Origin of the sequence: Streptomyces sp. HM190, assembly GCF_009857135.1 — a bacterium.
GTDB classification, from domain to species: Bacteria; Actinomycetota; Actinomycetes; order Streptomycetales; family Streptomycetaceae; genus Streptomyces; species Streptomyces heilongjiangensis.
This window is the reverse complement of record NZ_CP047318.1, coordinates 5,066,522-5,080,934: the sequence shown is the minus strand read 5'-3', so window position 1 is coordinate 5,080,934 and position 14,413 is coordinate 5,066,522. Positions and strand designations below refer to the sequence as shown.

Genomic DNA, 14,413 nt, shown 5'->3' with positions numbered 1-14,413 from the left:
TTTCCGACCGCACCGAGACCGGTCCTGACCGGCCGGAGAACGCCTCCGACCGACTCGGGCGCGGCGGTGCCGACCCGATCCAGGGCGGCGGCCCTGAGCGGATCGGGCGGCGCAGCCGTATGGAGGGTATGGACCGTATGGATCGCGCCGAGCATGTGGATCGTGTCAGTGGTGACGGAATGGATCAGACGGGCCAGACGGACCGGCCTGACGCCGTCGGCCGTGAGAGCCGTGCGGCGCGCAGGCGCCGTACCGACCGCCTCGACCAGGTGGTCAACCGGCTCCACACGGCCGGGAGCAGGAATGGTGGTCGGGTGGGGGTGACGTACAAGTACTTCGGCGCGCCCGACGGCGCGACCGCGGCCCGTGTCCCGATCTCGATGCGCCCCGAGGAACTCGGCGGCGACGAGCTGGGCATGAACGGCATGTTCACCAAGATCAAGCCGGAGACGATGGCCGCGATGGTGCTGACCGGCATCGAGGGCGTCCCCCTGCACAAGGTCCCGCCCCTGGAGCTGGTCGTCCTGCACCCCGACTACGCGGTCGTGAAGCTGCCGATGACCGTCGTGGACCCGCTGCGCGGCATCGGCGAGGAAGCGGTCGGCGCGGCGGCCTTCATCTGGTCCACGGTCCCGGACCGCGGCGGCCCGCGCGACGCGTTCAACGTGTACCAACTGCTGCACGAGTGGCAGGACTTCAGCCATCGGCTGCATGAGGCGGGGCATCAGCCTTATTGCCTTGTGTGGCCCTGAGCTGGGGTTTCTTGCGGATCGGGCGGGGTCTTCGGGCCTCGCCCTTTTGGGCGCCGGAGAGGGGCCGTCAGGCGGCCAGGGCACATTGAGGGCACATTGGTTTCGCTGGGGGCGCTGATGTGCCCTGGGTTGCGGCCGGGCCGCCGTCGTCTTCCGCTTCCGCCTCGGCTTCCGTTTCCGTGAAGGCGTCGTCGATCGCCTTGCGGGTGCAGGTCTCGCTGGACGGCAGCAGGTGCGTGTACGTCCGGAGCGTGAAGCCCGGGTCCGAAGTTTCCCGTGCACGTGATCGTTATGCCGCGAGGGCGTGCTGATGCCGCTGCCTGGTCTCGGTCGGGGTGAGGTAGCCGAGGGTCCGGTGCTCTCGCAGGCGGCGGTCGTAGAAGGTCTCGATCTCGATGAAGGAGAAGAGGCCCACCCGCACGTTCAGCACCGCGACATCGCCCGCTGCCTGCAACAGCATCTGCTCACAGACCTGCACTCCTCCCTCGGGATCACCCTGCCGCCCCCTGCCGAACAGGCACGACAAGCCGCCTTCTCGTCCTGGGGCCGGCAGAACATAGGGGAGCTCGTCGGGCTGCCTGGCTCCGTCGCCCCATGCGTGTTGACTCTGTCCCCCGGAGGGCAGCCCTCGGCACGCCGATGACATGGCAGAGGAGCGATGAGCGTGCGGTCGTACCGGCCGGGGCGGTCACGTGACCCGTCATCCGCCGTACCGAGGTACCTCCGCACGATGGCTGCCTGCTTCTCGGCGCGATGGCTGCGCACCACGCCACCCGCCACGGCTGGGAGTAGCGTGGCAGGTACCGAGAACTTTCCGGGCGCACGACCACGGCGGCGCCGTTCCCGGCGAGTGACTGACACGGGCAGCCGGAAGGCAGCGCCCGGAACAGGATCGCACGATGAACGCCCTCACAAAGCCCGCCGAAGGTACCGCGCGAGGTTACGGACACTCCTACCGGATGCCCATGCCCCGGCTGCGCCTCACGCCGGACGTCAGCCACGGCCCGCTGGACGGCGCATGGTGGCCACGCTGCGACGCACTCGAACTCGAATTGCCCGCGCTGGTCGGTTCCCTGGATCCGAGCAGCGGCACCGTCACCCGCGTGACGGTGGGGACCGCCGTCTGGCCCGATGCCCCGCAGGAGGTGATCGCGCCCGGCCACGTGATCGAGGTGGTCCTGACCGATTCCGCCGCCGAGGCGCATGCCATCACCGTGGACTGCGGCACCGTGGGACGCTGGGAACTGCTGGTGATCCCTCCGGATGAGCCGGCCGGAGTAGCCACCCGGCTGCTGACCGCCGCCGCCGACCCCGGGAACCCACTGTCGGCTCCGCGCCTGCTGGCACTCGCCGAGAGCGACCTCGACGGACAGGACGCCTGGGAGTCGGAAGGCGGAGCCGGACCGAGATGAGCAGCCCGACCCGGCCGACTCCGTGTGACCGGCAGGCCGGGCGTCCACGACCCCGTGATGGAGCCATGGCACCGACAGACCCTTCGTCATCCTGGCCCGCCCCCACACGAAGTGTGACCGCGGCTGGTGAGGGGATGACGGCAGTACAGCGTACGGACCGGTCCGAAAGCTTCGGGGAAGCTCTCCTGGGAACGGTCCTCGACAGCGCGCACGAACTGCCGCCCCATCTCATCGGTCCCCTGGTCGCCGACGTCGTGGAGCGGCTCGGTGGCCGCCGTCCGCAGGTGCTGTTGCAGGACTACGGCCAGCTGCTGCTCGTACCGCTGCCCGGTGAGGGCCTCGCCGGCGGGGAACCGCAGGTCATCGACGACTCCGACGCGGGTCGCTGCTTCCTGGACGCGGTCCCCGTGGAGGTGCCCGAGGAGGACGGCTTCCGGATCCACCTGCCCCTGCTGGACGGCGGTGACCAGGTAGGGGTCATGGCGGTGACGCTGGACAGCGTCGATGACGACGACCGCCGCCTGCTGCTCAGGATCTCCGGGTTGGTGGCCGACCTTCTGGTGACCAAGCACGGCTACTCCGACCTGTTCTTCGACGTCCGACGCGGTGAGGCGATGAGCGTCGCAGCGGAGATCCAGTGGTCACTGCTGCCACCGCTCGCGATGATCATGCCCCGGGTCGCCGTGGCCGGGATCCTGGAACCCGCCTACGACGTGGGCGGCGACAGCTTCGACTACGCGCTCAACCACGACGTCCTCCACGTGGCCATGATCGACGCGATGGGCCACGGACTGGACGCGGCCACGATGGCCACCGTGGCCATCGGCGCCTACCGCCACGCCCGCCGCGCCGGCATCGGACTGTCGGAGACCTACGCGTTCATGGACCGCGCCGTGGCCAGGCAATTCGGTCCCGAGCACTTCGTCACCGCGCAGATGATGCAGCTGGACACAACGACGGGACGGGTGCAGTGGGTCAACGCCGGACACCCGCCGCCGATCCTCGTCCGCGACCACCGCGTCGCACAGCGTCTGGCCGCCCCGACGACCCTCCCCGTCGGCCTCGGTGGTTCGGAGCCCCGGATCAGCGAGCTGGGGCTGGTGCCCGGGGACCGAGTCCTCTGCTTCACCGACGGAGTGGTCGAGGAGCACAAGAGAGGTGGTGAGGAGTTCGGGGAGGGCCAGCTGATCGACTGCGTGAACCAGCTGGAGAGGACCGGCCGCGGCATCCGGGCGGTGACGCGCTCCCTGTCCCACACGCTCAAGCAGGCACGGGGCGGACAGACCAGCGATGACGCAACCCTGCTCATGGTGGAATGGCGCGGCTGACCTCCCGCCCCCCGACACCGTAATTGAAGGCAGCTCTGACTGCATCCGCACTGCGACGCGTGCACGCCCATGTGGCGCTCTCACGGGCCCGGATGAACGGCCTGGCGTCCGCAGCGGCATTGCCGCCCATCCCGCATCGACGAGGAATCGACCCGCCAGCTCATCGCCTACCTGCGGATGGCGAAGGGGCCGAAGGCCGTCATGCTGGGCGGACGGATGGACCCCCTGGCGCGTTATGTCAAGGCCGTAGGCCATCTCAAGCAGGTCATCGAGGAAGTCCCCGGAACTGCCCTGCTACATACGGACCTCGCCGCGTTCGGTGCGCCGGCCTTCGGTGCCGCCTTCACAGCCTTCGGCGCCGGCAGCCGCTGCCGGCACATCATCGCCCCGGGCGGGAAAGCGCAGACCAACACGAGCATCCCCGTCCAGTCACCGCACGTCCTCTTCCCCGACCTGATGGCCTTCTTCCTCGGTGAGACGATCGCCGAGCGTTACGGTGGCGCTGAAGCTCCGCTCTGCTTCTGCTCGGCCTGCGCCGACAGGCTCGCACCGGACGCCTTCACAAGCAACCGCGGCGAGCTTCCCGCCGCAGCGGCGCCCCACAACGTTGCGGTCCTCATGGAGTGGCTGCGCGCAAACGGTGTCGACCGTGAGAACCAGCGGGACAAGTTCCCGCAGGTCAACACACGCTTCACTGAGAAACCCCAGGTCAGCGTCCACCACCCCCACTCGCTGCACGAGTGGCAGGACTTCAGCCATCGGCTGCATGAGGCGGGGCATCAGCCGTACTGCCTGGTGTGGCCGTGAGCCGGGGTTTCGGGTGGGGTTCTGGCCCAGCCCTCGTCATGGGCCGAGAGGCGGGCGGGCGAACGGGCGGTGACTACGCGCCGGTTCCACCGGGGGCGCTGACGTGCCCCCGGTTGCCGGGCCGGTCGTCCTCGTCGTTCGTCTCGGCTTCCGTGATGGCGTCGTCGGTTCACGGGTGCTCGTGGCCTGGCCGGCGGACCGGCTACGGTCGGGCCGGTTCAGGGGCAGGAGGAGGGGTGAGCCAGGCCGTCGCGACGTACGAGACCACGACCGCGACGATCACCAGCGGCATGACGGTGAGCCCCTCCGCCCCGATCAGCAGGGTCGCGAGCAGGACGGAGACCAGCGGAAGTCGCAGCATCGCCGCGCTCATCGCTCCGATCCCCATCGCGAAGCCCGCGACCAGGCTCAGCCCCGGCAGGTGCGAGAGCAGGATGCCGACCGCAGCTCCCACGAACATCGCGGGGAAGATCGGGCCTCCCCTGAAACTGCTGAGCGACACGGAGTAGGCCAGCCCCTTGCACAACACCAGCAGCAACAACGCTCCCACCGTATACGCGTCGTTGTGCCTGAGGAGTGGATCCAACGCCGTCTGCCCGGAGTACAGCACGTCGGTCGCTGGTTTCCCGGTGCTCTCGGCGTAGGCGATCGCCAGGCCCGCCACGACCAGGCCCATGAGCACCGTGGCCGGCACCCGTCGCCGCTCGACGTGCGTCCTCAGCAGGACGGCGAGCCGGCGGATCCCCACGCCCGCGAAGGCGACCGACAGACCGATGACCAGAGCCCAGCCGAACTCCGCCGCTGTCGGGGGCGAGGCCTTGGGGACGTCGTGCAGTGCCAGGGAGTAGGTGCCCAGCCCGGACCAGTTTCCCAGTCCGACGAAGATGAGCGCGCCGATACCCGATGCCAACAAGCCGGGCACCAGCACCAGCGTCATCATCGCCCCACCCAGCCCGGACGCCTCCATCAGCAGGAACGCTCCGAGCAGGGGGGATCCCAGGAGGGAGCTGACGGCCGCGAAACTGCCCGCCGCGCCCAACACCGCGCTCACCTGCTCCGGGGGGTCGCGTTTGACCATGCGCACGGCGCCGGCGGCGAGTCCCGCGCCGAGCGCCAGCAGAGGGGCCTCGGGCCCGAGGACCGCGGCGAAGCAGAGCGTCGCCAGGGCAGCGAGGAAGACGCCGGGCAGCTCGATGGGGGTGGGCACGCGGGTGGTCTTGAACCCGGCCGTCGGTTCGTGGCCGCCCTGTCCCGGCAGGTACTGGATCGCCAGTCCCGCGAGCAGTCCCCCGACGGCGAGCAGCGGCAACGGCCACCACACGGGGGTTCCCTCGAAACCCAGCGCCTCGGGCAGATCCGTGTAGATCAGTGGCTGGACCTCGCCGACCAGCGCCAGGAAGCCGAACGCCGCCGCCGACACCGGCGCTCCGATCAGCGCGGCCAGCGCCAGGAGCACCAGGTACTCGCGGCTCCGGAGAAGAGTCTGCGGGTCCAGGGGCGACGCGGCCCCGGATCCGGCTTCGGCGACCGGCATCGCATTGCCTCCTCGCGAACGCGGACCTGGTCGGTGGTCTCACCAGCCGCATGAAGCGCACCTGGAACGCCCTGCCACCTGATGCGAGAGGCGTGGTTCCGAGCCTGGCACGCCGTTCCCCCGCAGGCATGCCGGTGCCGCCCAAGGAGGTGACGCCACCGGCTCCTCACTCGTCGCCCACAGCCCCCGGGGACTCGCCGGAGCCGGCCGCCCGGGCTTCCTCCGCGACGCGGACGGCGCCGAGGAGGATCCGCGCGACCATTCCCACCAGGACCACGTCGGCCAGCATCTGGATCATGGTCAGGATGCGTGCCGTCTCCGTGACCGGGACGATGTCCCCGAAGCCGACCGTGGCGAACACCGTGACGGTGAAGTACAGGGCGTTGGTGCGCCCGAACACCTCCGAGAACGAGTCGGACCGGTTCTGGGACAGGATCACGTAGGCCGCCGCGAAGATGATCAGGAAGGTCGGCCCGGCGGTGGCGAGGGTCTCGCCGGCACGCAGCCGAGGATAGTCGGACCGTTTGATCATCCGGATCTGCCAGGCGAGCGCGCCGGTGAACAGCACGAGACTGACGGCCAGCGCGATCGCCGTACCGAGGTCGAGCCCCTTGTCCAGCGGCAGCAGGTAGTAGACGACGACCGACAGGACCACCGTCACCGAGGATCGGGCCAGCGAAAGCAGCAGTCGACGGCGCGGGACGCGGAAGGGCTCGGCCTGCCGGGGTCTGTTCATGACGTCACCAGGTGCGCAGGTAGGTCGTGCTCATGCAGGTCTCGGGTCTGTCCGGGCTCGTTCGGGCGTTACGTCCGCAGAGCCTCCCACTATCACGGCTGGGGACTCCGAAAACGCTCTGGACGCCCTCCGGAGCGACTCCGGCCACCCTTTCGGAGGGACGTCTCAGCAGGGTCGGCGGGGCGGACAGGGGCGGCGGGGCAGGCGCGGCGGGGCGGCAGGGTGGGCAGGAAAACCCTTGGGCCGTCCGGGGAGGACGCTGCTACGTTCCCTGAGGCCGTGCGAGAGAACGAGGAGGTGGTACCCGTGAACGCTGTATCGACATGGGTGCTCCCCTCCCGGGTCACGGTCGGACGACAGGTCGTCCGGGAGCGCCGTTTAGCGCACTCCCGAAAGGCACGACCATGCACGACAAAGACACGACCGTGCACGTCACGTCCGAACAGCGCCTCGACGACGGTGTCCTCGAACGCGAGTTCATCCTCGGCGGGATCCCCGGCACCCTGTGGACGCCCGGGTCCGCCGAGTCCGCAGCGCCGGTCCCGCTGATCCTGACGGCCCACAACAACGGCCTGCCCAGGAGCGACGCCCGGCTGGTGGCCCGGGCGCGGACATCCGCAGCGTACGGCCACGCGGTGGCCACCATCGACGCCGCCGGATGCGGCAGCAGGCCCCATACCGCCTCCGACGAGCTGGCGCGCGCCGACCTCCGGCGGGCGATGCGGGCCGGTGAGCCGGTCGACGAGATCTTCGAGTCCCTCGTCGGCCCGCTGGTCGAGGGGGCGGTCCCGGAGTGGCGGACCACCCTGGACGCCCTCCTCGCGCTGCCCGGGATCGGCGGCCCGGTGGGGTACTCGGGGTGGGCGGCCCTCGGCATCCGGCTGGCCGTGGCCGAGCCCCGGATCAGGGCCGCCTCGTTCTTCGCCGGGGGGTACGTGCCCTGTGCCCAGCGCGAGGAGGCGCGGCTGGTCACCGTTCCGCTGCTGCTCCTGCTGCAGTGGGACGACGAGGGGAACCCCGGCAGCGGGCCCTGGACCTGTTCGACGCCTTCGGCTCGCGCGAGAAGACGCTGCACGCCAACCTGGGCGGGCACACCGGCACCCCGTGGTTCGAACTGGACGACGCGAACCGCTTCTTCGGCCGCCATCTGAGGTGACGCCGGTCCGGCCCCGTACCTGCGGGGGTCGTTCCGGGGGCGGCTGGAGAGACGGTTCCGGCCAAGTTCCGCGACGCGTGGGGGCGTTGGTGAAGCCGACCGCGATGTGTCACGGAGAGCCGGGCGCCGAGGCCGACCGGCGCCTATCTTGACCCCATGCAGTCCTACACGATCGGTCAGGCCGCGCGGTTGCTCGGGGTGAGCCCCGACACCGCGCGGCGGTGGGCGGACGCGGGCCGGGTGGCGACCCGGCGCGACGACAGCGGGCGTCGGCTCGTGGACGGCCGGGATCTCGCGGCGTTCTCCGTGGAACTGGCCGCGGACGCCGCCGCCGAGGACGACGTCCCGTACACCTCCGCCCGCAACGCGTTCCCCGGCATCGTCACCGCCGTCAAGCTCGGCGACGTGGCCGCGCAGGTGGAGATCCAGGCCGGGCCGCACCGCCTGGTCTCCCTCCTGACGCGGGAGGCCGTCGAGGAGCTGGGCCTGGAGGTCGGCATGGAGGCCACCGCCCGCGTGAAGTCCACGAACGTCCACATCGACCGGACCTGAGCCGACGGGTTCCCCCGTCACCGACTCCCGCACCGCACCGGTCCCCTCGCCCGCCCGCCACCGCTCAACACGTCTCCCGGTACGGCAGGTCCGGCAGGCACGTCCTCCGCTCCTGCTCGGTCAGCCCCCCCGGCGCGGGCGCAGCCGCGTTCGGCGAGGCGGGCCGGGGTGAGGTCGTACCTCTGGAGAGGCCTGTGCGCGGCGGACGCGTACAGGGTGTCGCCGTCCGGGCCGAAGGCGGGGGCGAGGAGGGTGACCTCCCCGCTGAACGCCATGAGGTCGACGCACGGCGCCAGGTACCGCAGGACGGCCGGGATCCCGCCGTCCGGGCCTTCACCGGGCCTTCACCGGGTCATCATCGACACGGTCCGGCGGCGGGGCGGCACGTCTTGGTGCTTGCCGCAAGGTCGAACCAGACCGCCTTGCCGTCGGGATGGACCAGGCCGCCGGCACAGGGGAGGGCTGCGGCCGTTCCCCAGTGCCCCTCGGTGAGGGCGTCCACGAGGTACAGGCCGCGCCCGCCCTCCTCCCACCCCTCGGGGGTCAGGTCCCGCATCACCGGGGGACTCTCGTCACCGTCGTAGACGATCACCCGGACCCGCCAGCTCTCCACCGCCAGCCACAGGACCGACCCTTCGCCCTTGGCGTGCACACAGGCGTTCGTGACCAGCTCGGAGGTGCACAGGGCAGCCGCGTCCACGAGGTCGTCCAGGCCGAGGGCGCGCAGCACCGTGGCGACGAAGTCGCGGGCGATGAGGGGGGAGGTGTCCAGCGGCGGACAGAACAGCGTGTAGGTCGTCGCCGCGGGTGAGATCCAGGGGGTGACGGACGAGGGCCTGGCGGACGGGGGCCGGGGAGAGGGAACGGCGGGGAGGTTCGGGTCGGTATCGGGCATGGCTGACCAACTCCATCGCGACGAGAAAGGGAGGGCGTGGGTCCCTACCGCGTCTGGCTCCTCCTCGGGTGTCGACGGCCCGGGGCGCGCTTTCAACGGGCGGTACTCAGGGGCGAACTGCGGGATCGTTGCGCTTTGTACATCAGTCGAGCACTCTCCGTGAGCGCAGGAACGACCGTAGTCGGCATATTTGCACCGCCGCAATGGGGTCGCTGGAAGTACTACGAAAGCGCGGCGGGGTGCCGGGGCAGGGCCCGGGGGGCGCGGGCGGGACACCCGCCCCACGGGAGGGGGACCGGCGCGGCCGCGGGCACGCCCCGTGTGAGGATGGACGCAGGGCATGCCGGGTACGGGGTACGGGCGGGGCCCGTACGGGGAACGGCGGAACAGCGGGACACGCGGGGAGACGGGGACGGACATGACCAGTCGGTTGCTCATGGAGTACGGCGCGCGAAACAAGCGGGCCGGGGCGCCGGTACGGGGCGCGGACGACGTCCGTGGATCCACGCGGGCCACGCCCGTCCTGGACCACGACGACCCGCTGGTGCGGGCGATCGCGGGCCGGGTGGTGAGCGAGGCGACCCCGCGGGAGGCGCTGCGCGCCGCGCACCGGATCATCGCGCGGAACGTGCGGCCCGTGTACTCGGTCGAGGACCGGCGTCGGGTGTCCCGGACGCTGCGGCTGGGGCGCGGCTCGTGCAGTCAGCGGATGGCGGCGCTGGAGGCGGTCGCCCGTGCCGTCCGGGTGCGCACGAGGGTCCGCGGACTGCTCGTCGACGGCGCGTTCTGGTATCCGCGCTTCCCGCGGCTGAAGCCGTTCGTGCCGGCGCAGGTCCTGCTGGCCTGGCCGGAGTTCCGGGTCGACGGCGCGTGGCTGCCGATCGGCCAACTGTTCACGGGGCCCGCCGCGGGCCGCCACTACGCCAACGACGGCGGGGAGACCCTCTTCGACGCGGTGGCCCGCACCGGCATCGACTGGGACGGCGGTCCGCGCGCCGGCGCGAACGCCTGCGCCGCCGACGAGGGCTCCTGCGACCTGTCCGCCCAGGTCGTCGCGGACCTCGGCCACTTCGACGACCGCGACACCCTCTTCGACCGTCACGGCCAGACCCTCTGCCGCACGGCCCGCACCCTGACCGAGCCCGTCCTCGGCCGCTGGACCCCGTCCACCCGCACCCCGCCCTGAGCCCTCGGGGGCCGGCCGCCCCGCCGGCCTGACGCACGGCGCACGCTCGCCGCCCCGGCCTGACCCACGGCCCACGCTCGCCGCCCCGGCCTGACCCACGGCCCACGCTCGCCCCGGCCGCCGCCGAGACCCGCCTCCCGCCGACGGTCCGTCAGCTGCCGGTACGCCAGTCGTCGTTACATCAGTCGCCGGTACGTCAGTACGTCAGTCGCCCGCACGTCAGTCGCCGGTCCCCCGCACCGTGAAGCCGATCACGAGGCCGCCGCCGTCCCGTCGGAAGGCGAACGGGGTGCCGCCGTGGGCCGCCGCCACCGCGCGGACGATGGACAGGCCGAGGCCGGAGCCGGGCAGGCTGCGGGCGTCGGCGGCACGGTAGAAGCGGTCAAAGATGCGTTCGAGGTCGCAGTCGGCGACGCCGGGACCCCGGTCCAGGACCTCCACCCGGACCACCTCCGGCCCCACGCCCTGGCCCGCCTCGTCGAGGCCGACGAGGTCACCGCCGCACCGCACCGGCCCCCGCGCGACCACCATCTCGATCGCCCCGGTCCCGGTCCGGTCGAACTTCGCGGCGTTCTCCACCAGGTTGGACACGGCCCGCTGCAACGCCCCCGCCCGCCCCTCGACGGTCGTGTCGCCCTCGACCCGTACGCCGATCTCCCGGCCGGTGCGCCGCCGCGCGGTCGCCGCGACGTCCTCGGCTATGTCCGCGAGCTGCACCCGCTGTGCCGGCTCGGTGCTCGACTGCCCGGCGGCGAGGTCCACCAGCTCGTTGACCAGGTCGGTCAGTTCGCGGGCCTCCTGGGCGAGGTCGTCGACCAGTTCCTCCCGCACCCGGGCGGGCAGTTCGTCGATGCGTCGCAGCAGCGAGATGTTCGTCCGCAAGGAGGTCAGCGGTGTCCGCAGCTCGTGCCCCGCGTCCTGCACCAGCCGCCGCTGGTCCTCCTCCGACTGGGCCAGCCGCACCAGCATCCGGTCGAAGGAACGCCCGAGGCGCCCCACCTCGTCCCGCCCCGCGACCGGCACCTGGATCCCCAGGTGCCCCGTCCTCGCCACGTCCTCCGCCGCCCCGGCCAGCTGCACCAGACGCCGGGTCTGCCGCCGCGCCAGCCACCACCCGAACAACCCCGCCGAGACGACGACACCCGACACGAACAGCAGGGTCCGCTGCTGCAACTCCCGCAGCAGGTCCTCCGTGTCACTGAACTCCTGGGCCACCTGCACGGCCCCGCGGCCCCCGCCGAGCGCGACGGTCGCCACCCGGTACCGGCCGCCGCCCACCTCGACCCCGCCGTGCTCGACCACCGTCCCGGCGAACCGCGCCCCCGCGACACGGCGGTCGGCGGCCCACACGGGCAGCGCGGGGTCGCCCTTGTCGAGGACCTGCCCCTCGGGGCCGAGGACCTGGACGTCCGTACGGCCGGAGCGGATCAGGTCGTCACGGGGGCCGCCGCTGTCCGAGGGCGCGAAGTCCACCGGCCCCAGCCGGTCCTGCTCCACCAGCTCCCGCAGATCACGGACCACCTCGGCGAACACGGTCTGCTGGTCCACCCGCACCAGCCGCGCCGCCGCGCTGTAGCTGAGGATCCCGACGAGCACGGTGACCACGCACGCCACCGCTACGAACGACACGGTGAACGTCGCCCGCAGCGACGGCACCGGACGCAGCCGGGCCGGCACCCGCGACAGCAGCCGGACGAGACGCGGTGGCACCGCCCGCCGCCTCAGTCTTCCCGCAGCGTGTACCCCACACCCCGCACGGTGTGGATCAGCGCGGGCGCCCCGGGCTCGTCGAGCTTGCGCCGCAGATAGCCCACGTACACGGCGAGGTTCTTGGAGCCGGGCCCGAAGTCGTAGCCCCAGATGCGGTCGTAGATGGTGGCGTGGTCGAGGACGATGCCCGCGTTGCGCACGAGCAGTTCCAGCAGGTCGAACTCGGTCCGCGTCAGCTCCAGCTCCCGCGACCCCCGCCACGCCCGCCGCGCCTGCACGTCCATCCGCACCCCGGCGGCCGACACCAGCCCGGGGTCCGGCGCGGCACCCGCGGCACCCGCAGGACCCGGCGCGGCCGGGCCCGACGCCTCCGGGGACGGCTTCCCGGCGAGGTCAGCGGCGTTGCCGGTCCGGCGCAGCAGCGCGCGCAGCCGGGCGAAGACCTCCTCCACGTCGAACGGCTTGACGACGTAGTCGTCCGCGCCGGCGTCGAGCCCGGCGATCCGGTCGGCGGTCTCCACCAGCGCGGTGAGCATCAGGATCGGCGTCCGGTCGCCCTCGGCGCGCAGCACCCGGCACACCTGGAGACCGTCTATGCCGGGCATCATCACGTCGAGGACGAGCACGTCGGGCTGCCTGCGGTGCGCCTGCGCCAGCGCCTCGACGCCGTCGGCGACCGCCGTCACCTCGTAGCCCTCCAGCGTCAGCGCCCGCTCCAGGGCATGGCGGATGGCGCGGTCGTCCTCGGCGAGCAGCACGTTCTGGGGCACCCCACCAGTCTGCCAAGGTCACGGCCGCCCACCACCTCGCCGAGTGCGCCCGCGCACCCCTTCTTACCGGCCTCTCACCCCGACCACACGGCCGGCTCACCCCGCCGCAGGACGGTGTTCGTGAGACACCGGCCCGCAAGGGAACCCGGGCGGAGCGGGTGGATGCAGTAAAAAGGGTCCGAACCCGCCCCAATTCTCCGATACATCGCCAATACCGTCGGGAAGGTAGTGCATGAGCCGCCGGATGAAGATCGTGTTCCTGCTGCACAACGCGTACGCCATCGGCGGCACCGTCCGAACGACCCTCAATCTGGCATCGGCACTCGCGGACCACCACGACGTGGAGATCGCGTCGATGTCCCGCCACCGCGACGAACCCCGCTTCACGGTCGACCCCCGGATCACCCTCGTGCCCCTGGTCGACATCCGCGCGAACAGCGCCGACCTGCGCGATCCGGCCCAGATGCAGCCCGCCGTCGACTTCCCGGCCGCCGACAAGCGCCACCGCCAGTACAGCCGCCTCACCGACCGCCGCGTCCGCGCCTACCTGGCCGGCTGCGACGCCGACGTCGTCATCGGCACCCGCCCCGGCCTCAACGTGTACGTCTCCCGCTTCGCGCCCCGCCGCGCCCTGCGCATCGGCCAGGAACACCTGCGGCACGACGCCCACTCCAAGCAGCTGCGCACGGTCCTCGCCCGCCACTACCGCGCCCTCGACGCGGTCGTCACGACCACGGCCGCCGACGCCGAGGTGTACCGCGCGCGGATGAAGCTGCCGGGCGTGCGGGTGATGTCCGTGCCCAACATCGTCCCCGCGCCCGGCATCGCCCCCTCGGACGGCACCGCCCCCGTCGTCGCCGCCGCCGGACGCCTCGCCCGCGGCAAGCGCTTCGACCTCCTGCTGGAGGCGTTCGCCAAGGTCGCCGCGAAGGAACCCGACTGGGAGCTGCGCATCTACGGCGGCGGCAAGCAGAAGGACCGGCTGCAGACCCTGATCGAGGAGCTGGACCTCGCCGGCCGCGCCCATCTGATGGGCCCGCACACCCCCATCGAGGACGAGTTCGCCCGCGCCTCCCTCGTCGTCAGCGCCTCCGACGCCGAGTCCTTCGGCATGACCCTCGTCGAGGCCATGCGCTGCGGCGTCCCCGTGGTCAGCACCGACTGCCCGCTCGGCCCCGCCGAGATCATCACCGACGGCGTCGACGGCCGCCTCGTCCCCGTCGACGACCCGCACGCCCTCGCCGACGCCGTCCTCGGCCTCATCACCGACGCCGCCCTGCGCCGTGCCATGGGCCGGGCGGCTCTGAAGTCGGCCCACCGCTACGATCCGGCCCCGATCGTGACGCGGTACGAGGAGCTGTTCGCGGAACTCCGCGCGACCCGGCTCCGGCGCACCTGGGAGAGCTGGACGACGAGGGCGGGCGCCTGGCTGCACCGCGGGGCCGCCGCGGGGAGGCGGGCGGCCCTGTCGTCGTGGCGGGGCGCGCGCCCGTCCCCGGTACGCCTGAGCCGCGCGGCCGCGGGCGGCCACGGCCGACGCGCGGCCTGAACCGCACCGCGCACCCCCGGCGGCCC

General features: G+C 72.1%; 13 protein-coding genes and 2 pseudogenes. 8 read left to right on the top strand and 7 right to left on the bottom strand.

All coding sequences use genetic code 11. The annotated features are described in order from the left end of the window. The first annotated feature begins 314 nt into the window (after window positions 1–314). Window positions 315–752 carry a hypothetical protein gene (locus tag GSY65_RS21650; protein ID WP_003974483.1) on the top strand — a complete coding sequence of 146 codons (438 nt, stop codon included), beginning with the start codon at window positions 315–317 and terminating at the stop codon, window positions 750–752. Between the two features lie 67 nt (window positions 753–819). Here the strand turns inward: GSY65_RS21650 and GSY65_RS33935 are convergent. After that, window positions 820–1,020 (bottom strand): annotated as a pseudogene (locus tag GSY65_RS33935) (site-specific integrase); the annotation flags it as partial. A gap of 21 nt (window positions 1,021–1,041) precedes the next feature. Next, window positions 1,042–1,212 carry a hypothetical protein gene (locus GSY65_RS33365; protein WP_201452619.1) on the bottom strand — a complete coding sequence of 57 codons (171 nt, stop codon included), beginning with the start codon at window positions 1,210–1,212 and terminating at the stop codon, window positions 1,042–1,044. Between the two features lie 439 nt (window positions 1,213–1,651). Between GSY65_RS33365 and GSY65_RS21635 the strand changes: the two genes are divergently transcribed. The 3 genes from GSY65_RS21635 (at window position 1,652) to GSY65_RS21625 (ending at window position 4,299) form a co-directional block, all read left to right on the top strand. Further along, the gene (locus tag GSY65_RS21635; protein ID WP_236579956.1) at window positions 1,652–2,164 is read left to right on the top strand and encodes a DUF5994 family protein; all 513 of its coding nucleotides are present in this window, start codon (window positions 1,652–1,654) and stop codon (window positions 2,162–2,164) included. Between the two features lie 134 nt (window positions 2,165–2,298). Then, complete coding sequence (locus GSY65_RS21630; protein ID WP_159771370.1) at window positions 2,299–3,492, top strand: PP2C family protein-serine/threonine phosphatase; 1,194 nt, start codon at window positions 2,299–2,301, stop codon at window positions 3,490–3,492. A 177-nt stretch (window positions 3,493–3,669) separates the two neighbouring features. Then, complete coding sequence (locus GSY65_RS21625) at window positions 3,670–4,299, top strand: hypothetical protein (RefSeq protein ID WP_159771368.1); 630 nt, start codon at window positions 3,670–3,672, stop codon at window positions 4,297–4,299. 202 nt (window positions 4,300–4,501) lie between these two features. On the opposite strand, the gene GSY65_RS21620 is transcribed toward GSY65_RS21625, so the two are convergent. Both GSY65_RS21620 and GSY65_RS21615 read right to left on the bottom strand, forming a co-directional pair. Further along, window positions 4,502–5,833, bottom strand: coding sequence for a chloride channel protein (locus GSY65_RS21620; RefSeq protein ID WP_159771365.1), 1,332 nt, complete (start codon window positions 5,831–5,833; stop codon window positions 4,502–4,504). A 166-nt stretch (window positions 5,834–5,999) separates the two neighbouring features. Next, window positions 6,000–6,569 carry a potassium channel family protein gene (locus GSY65_RS21615; protein ID WP_159771362.1) on the bottom strand — a complete coding sequence of 190 codons (570 nt, stop codon included), beginning with the start codon at window positions 6,567–6,569 and terminating at the stop codon, window positions 6,000–6,002. A 425-nt stretch (window positions 6,570–6,994) separates the two neighbouring features. Between GSY65_RS21615 and GSY65_RS21610 the strand changes: the two are divergent. Beyond that, window positions 6,995–7,725 (top strand): annotated as a pseudogene (locus GSY65_RS21610) (alpha/beta hydrolase). Between the two features lie 156 nt (window positions 7,726–7,881). Continuing rightward, window positions 7,882–8,277 (top strand): TOBE domain-containing protein, encoded by a 396-nt coding sequence (locus GSY65_RS21605; protein ID WP_159771359.1) that lies wholly within the window; start codon window positions 7,882–7,884, stop codon window positions 8,275–8,277. A gap of 355 nt (window positions 8,278–8,632) precedes the next feature. On the opposite strand, the gene GSY65_RS21600 is transcribed toward GSY65_RS21605, so the two are convergent. After that, window positions 8,633–9,172: an ATP-binding protein gene (locus GSY65_RS21600; RefSeq protein WP_159771356.1), complete on the bottom strand. Its 540-nt coding sequence runs from the start codon at window positions 9,170–9,172 to the stop codon at window positions 8,633–8,635. 418 nt (window positions 9,173–9,590) lie between these two features. Here GSY65_RS21600 and GSY65_RS21595 point away from each other — a divergent pair, with 418 nt between their 5' ends. Further along, complete coding sequence (locus GSY65_RS21595; RefSeq protein WP_159771353.1) at window positions 9,591–10,358, top strand: transglutaminase domain-containing protein; 768 nt, start codon at window positions 9,591–9,593, stop codon at window positions 10,356–10,358. A gap of 219 nt (window positions 10,359–10,577) precedes the next feature. Here the strand turns inward: GSY65_RS21595 and GSY65_RS21590 are convergent, their stop codons facing one another. Next, the gene (locus GSY65_RS21590; protein ID WP_159771350.1) at window positions 10,578–12,068 is read right to left on the bottom strand and encodes a sensor histidine kinase; all 1,491 of its coding nucleotides are present in this window, start codon (window positions 12,066–12,068) and stop codon (window positions 10,578–10,580) included. Between the two features lie 11 nt (window positions 12,069–12,079). After that, a complete protein-coding gene (locus tag GSY65_RS21585; protein WP_159771347.1) occupies window positions 12,080–12,838 on the bottom strand; it encodes a response regulator transcription factor in 759 nt (252 codons plus the stop codon). A gap of 244 nt (window positions 12,839–13,082) precedes the next feature. Here GSY65_RS21585 and GSY65_RS21580 point away from each other — a divergent pair, with 244 nt between their 5' ends. Then, a complete protein-coding gene (locus GSY65_RS21580; protein WP_159776236.1) occupies window positions 13,083–14,387 on the top strand; it encodes a glycosyltransferase family 4 protein in 1,305 nt (434 codons plus the stop codon). Window positions 14,388–14,413: the final 26 nt, after the last annotated feature.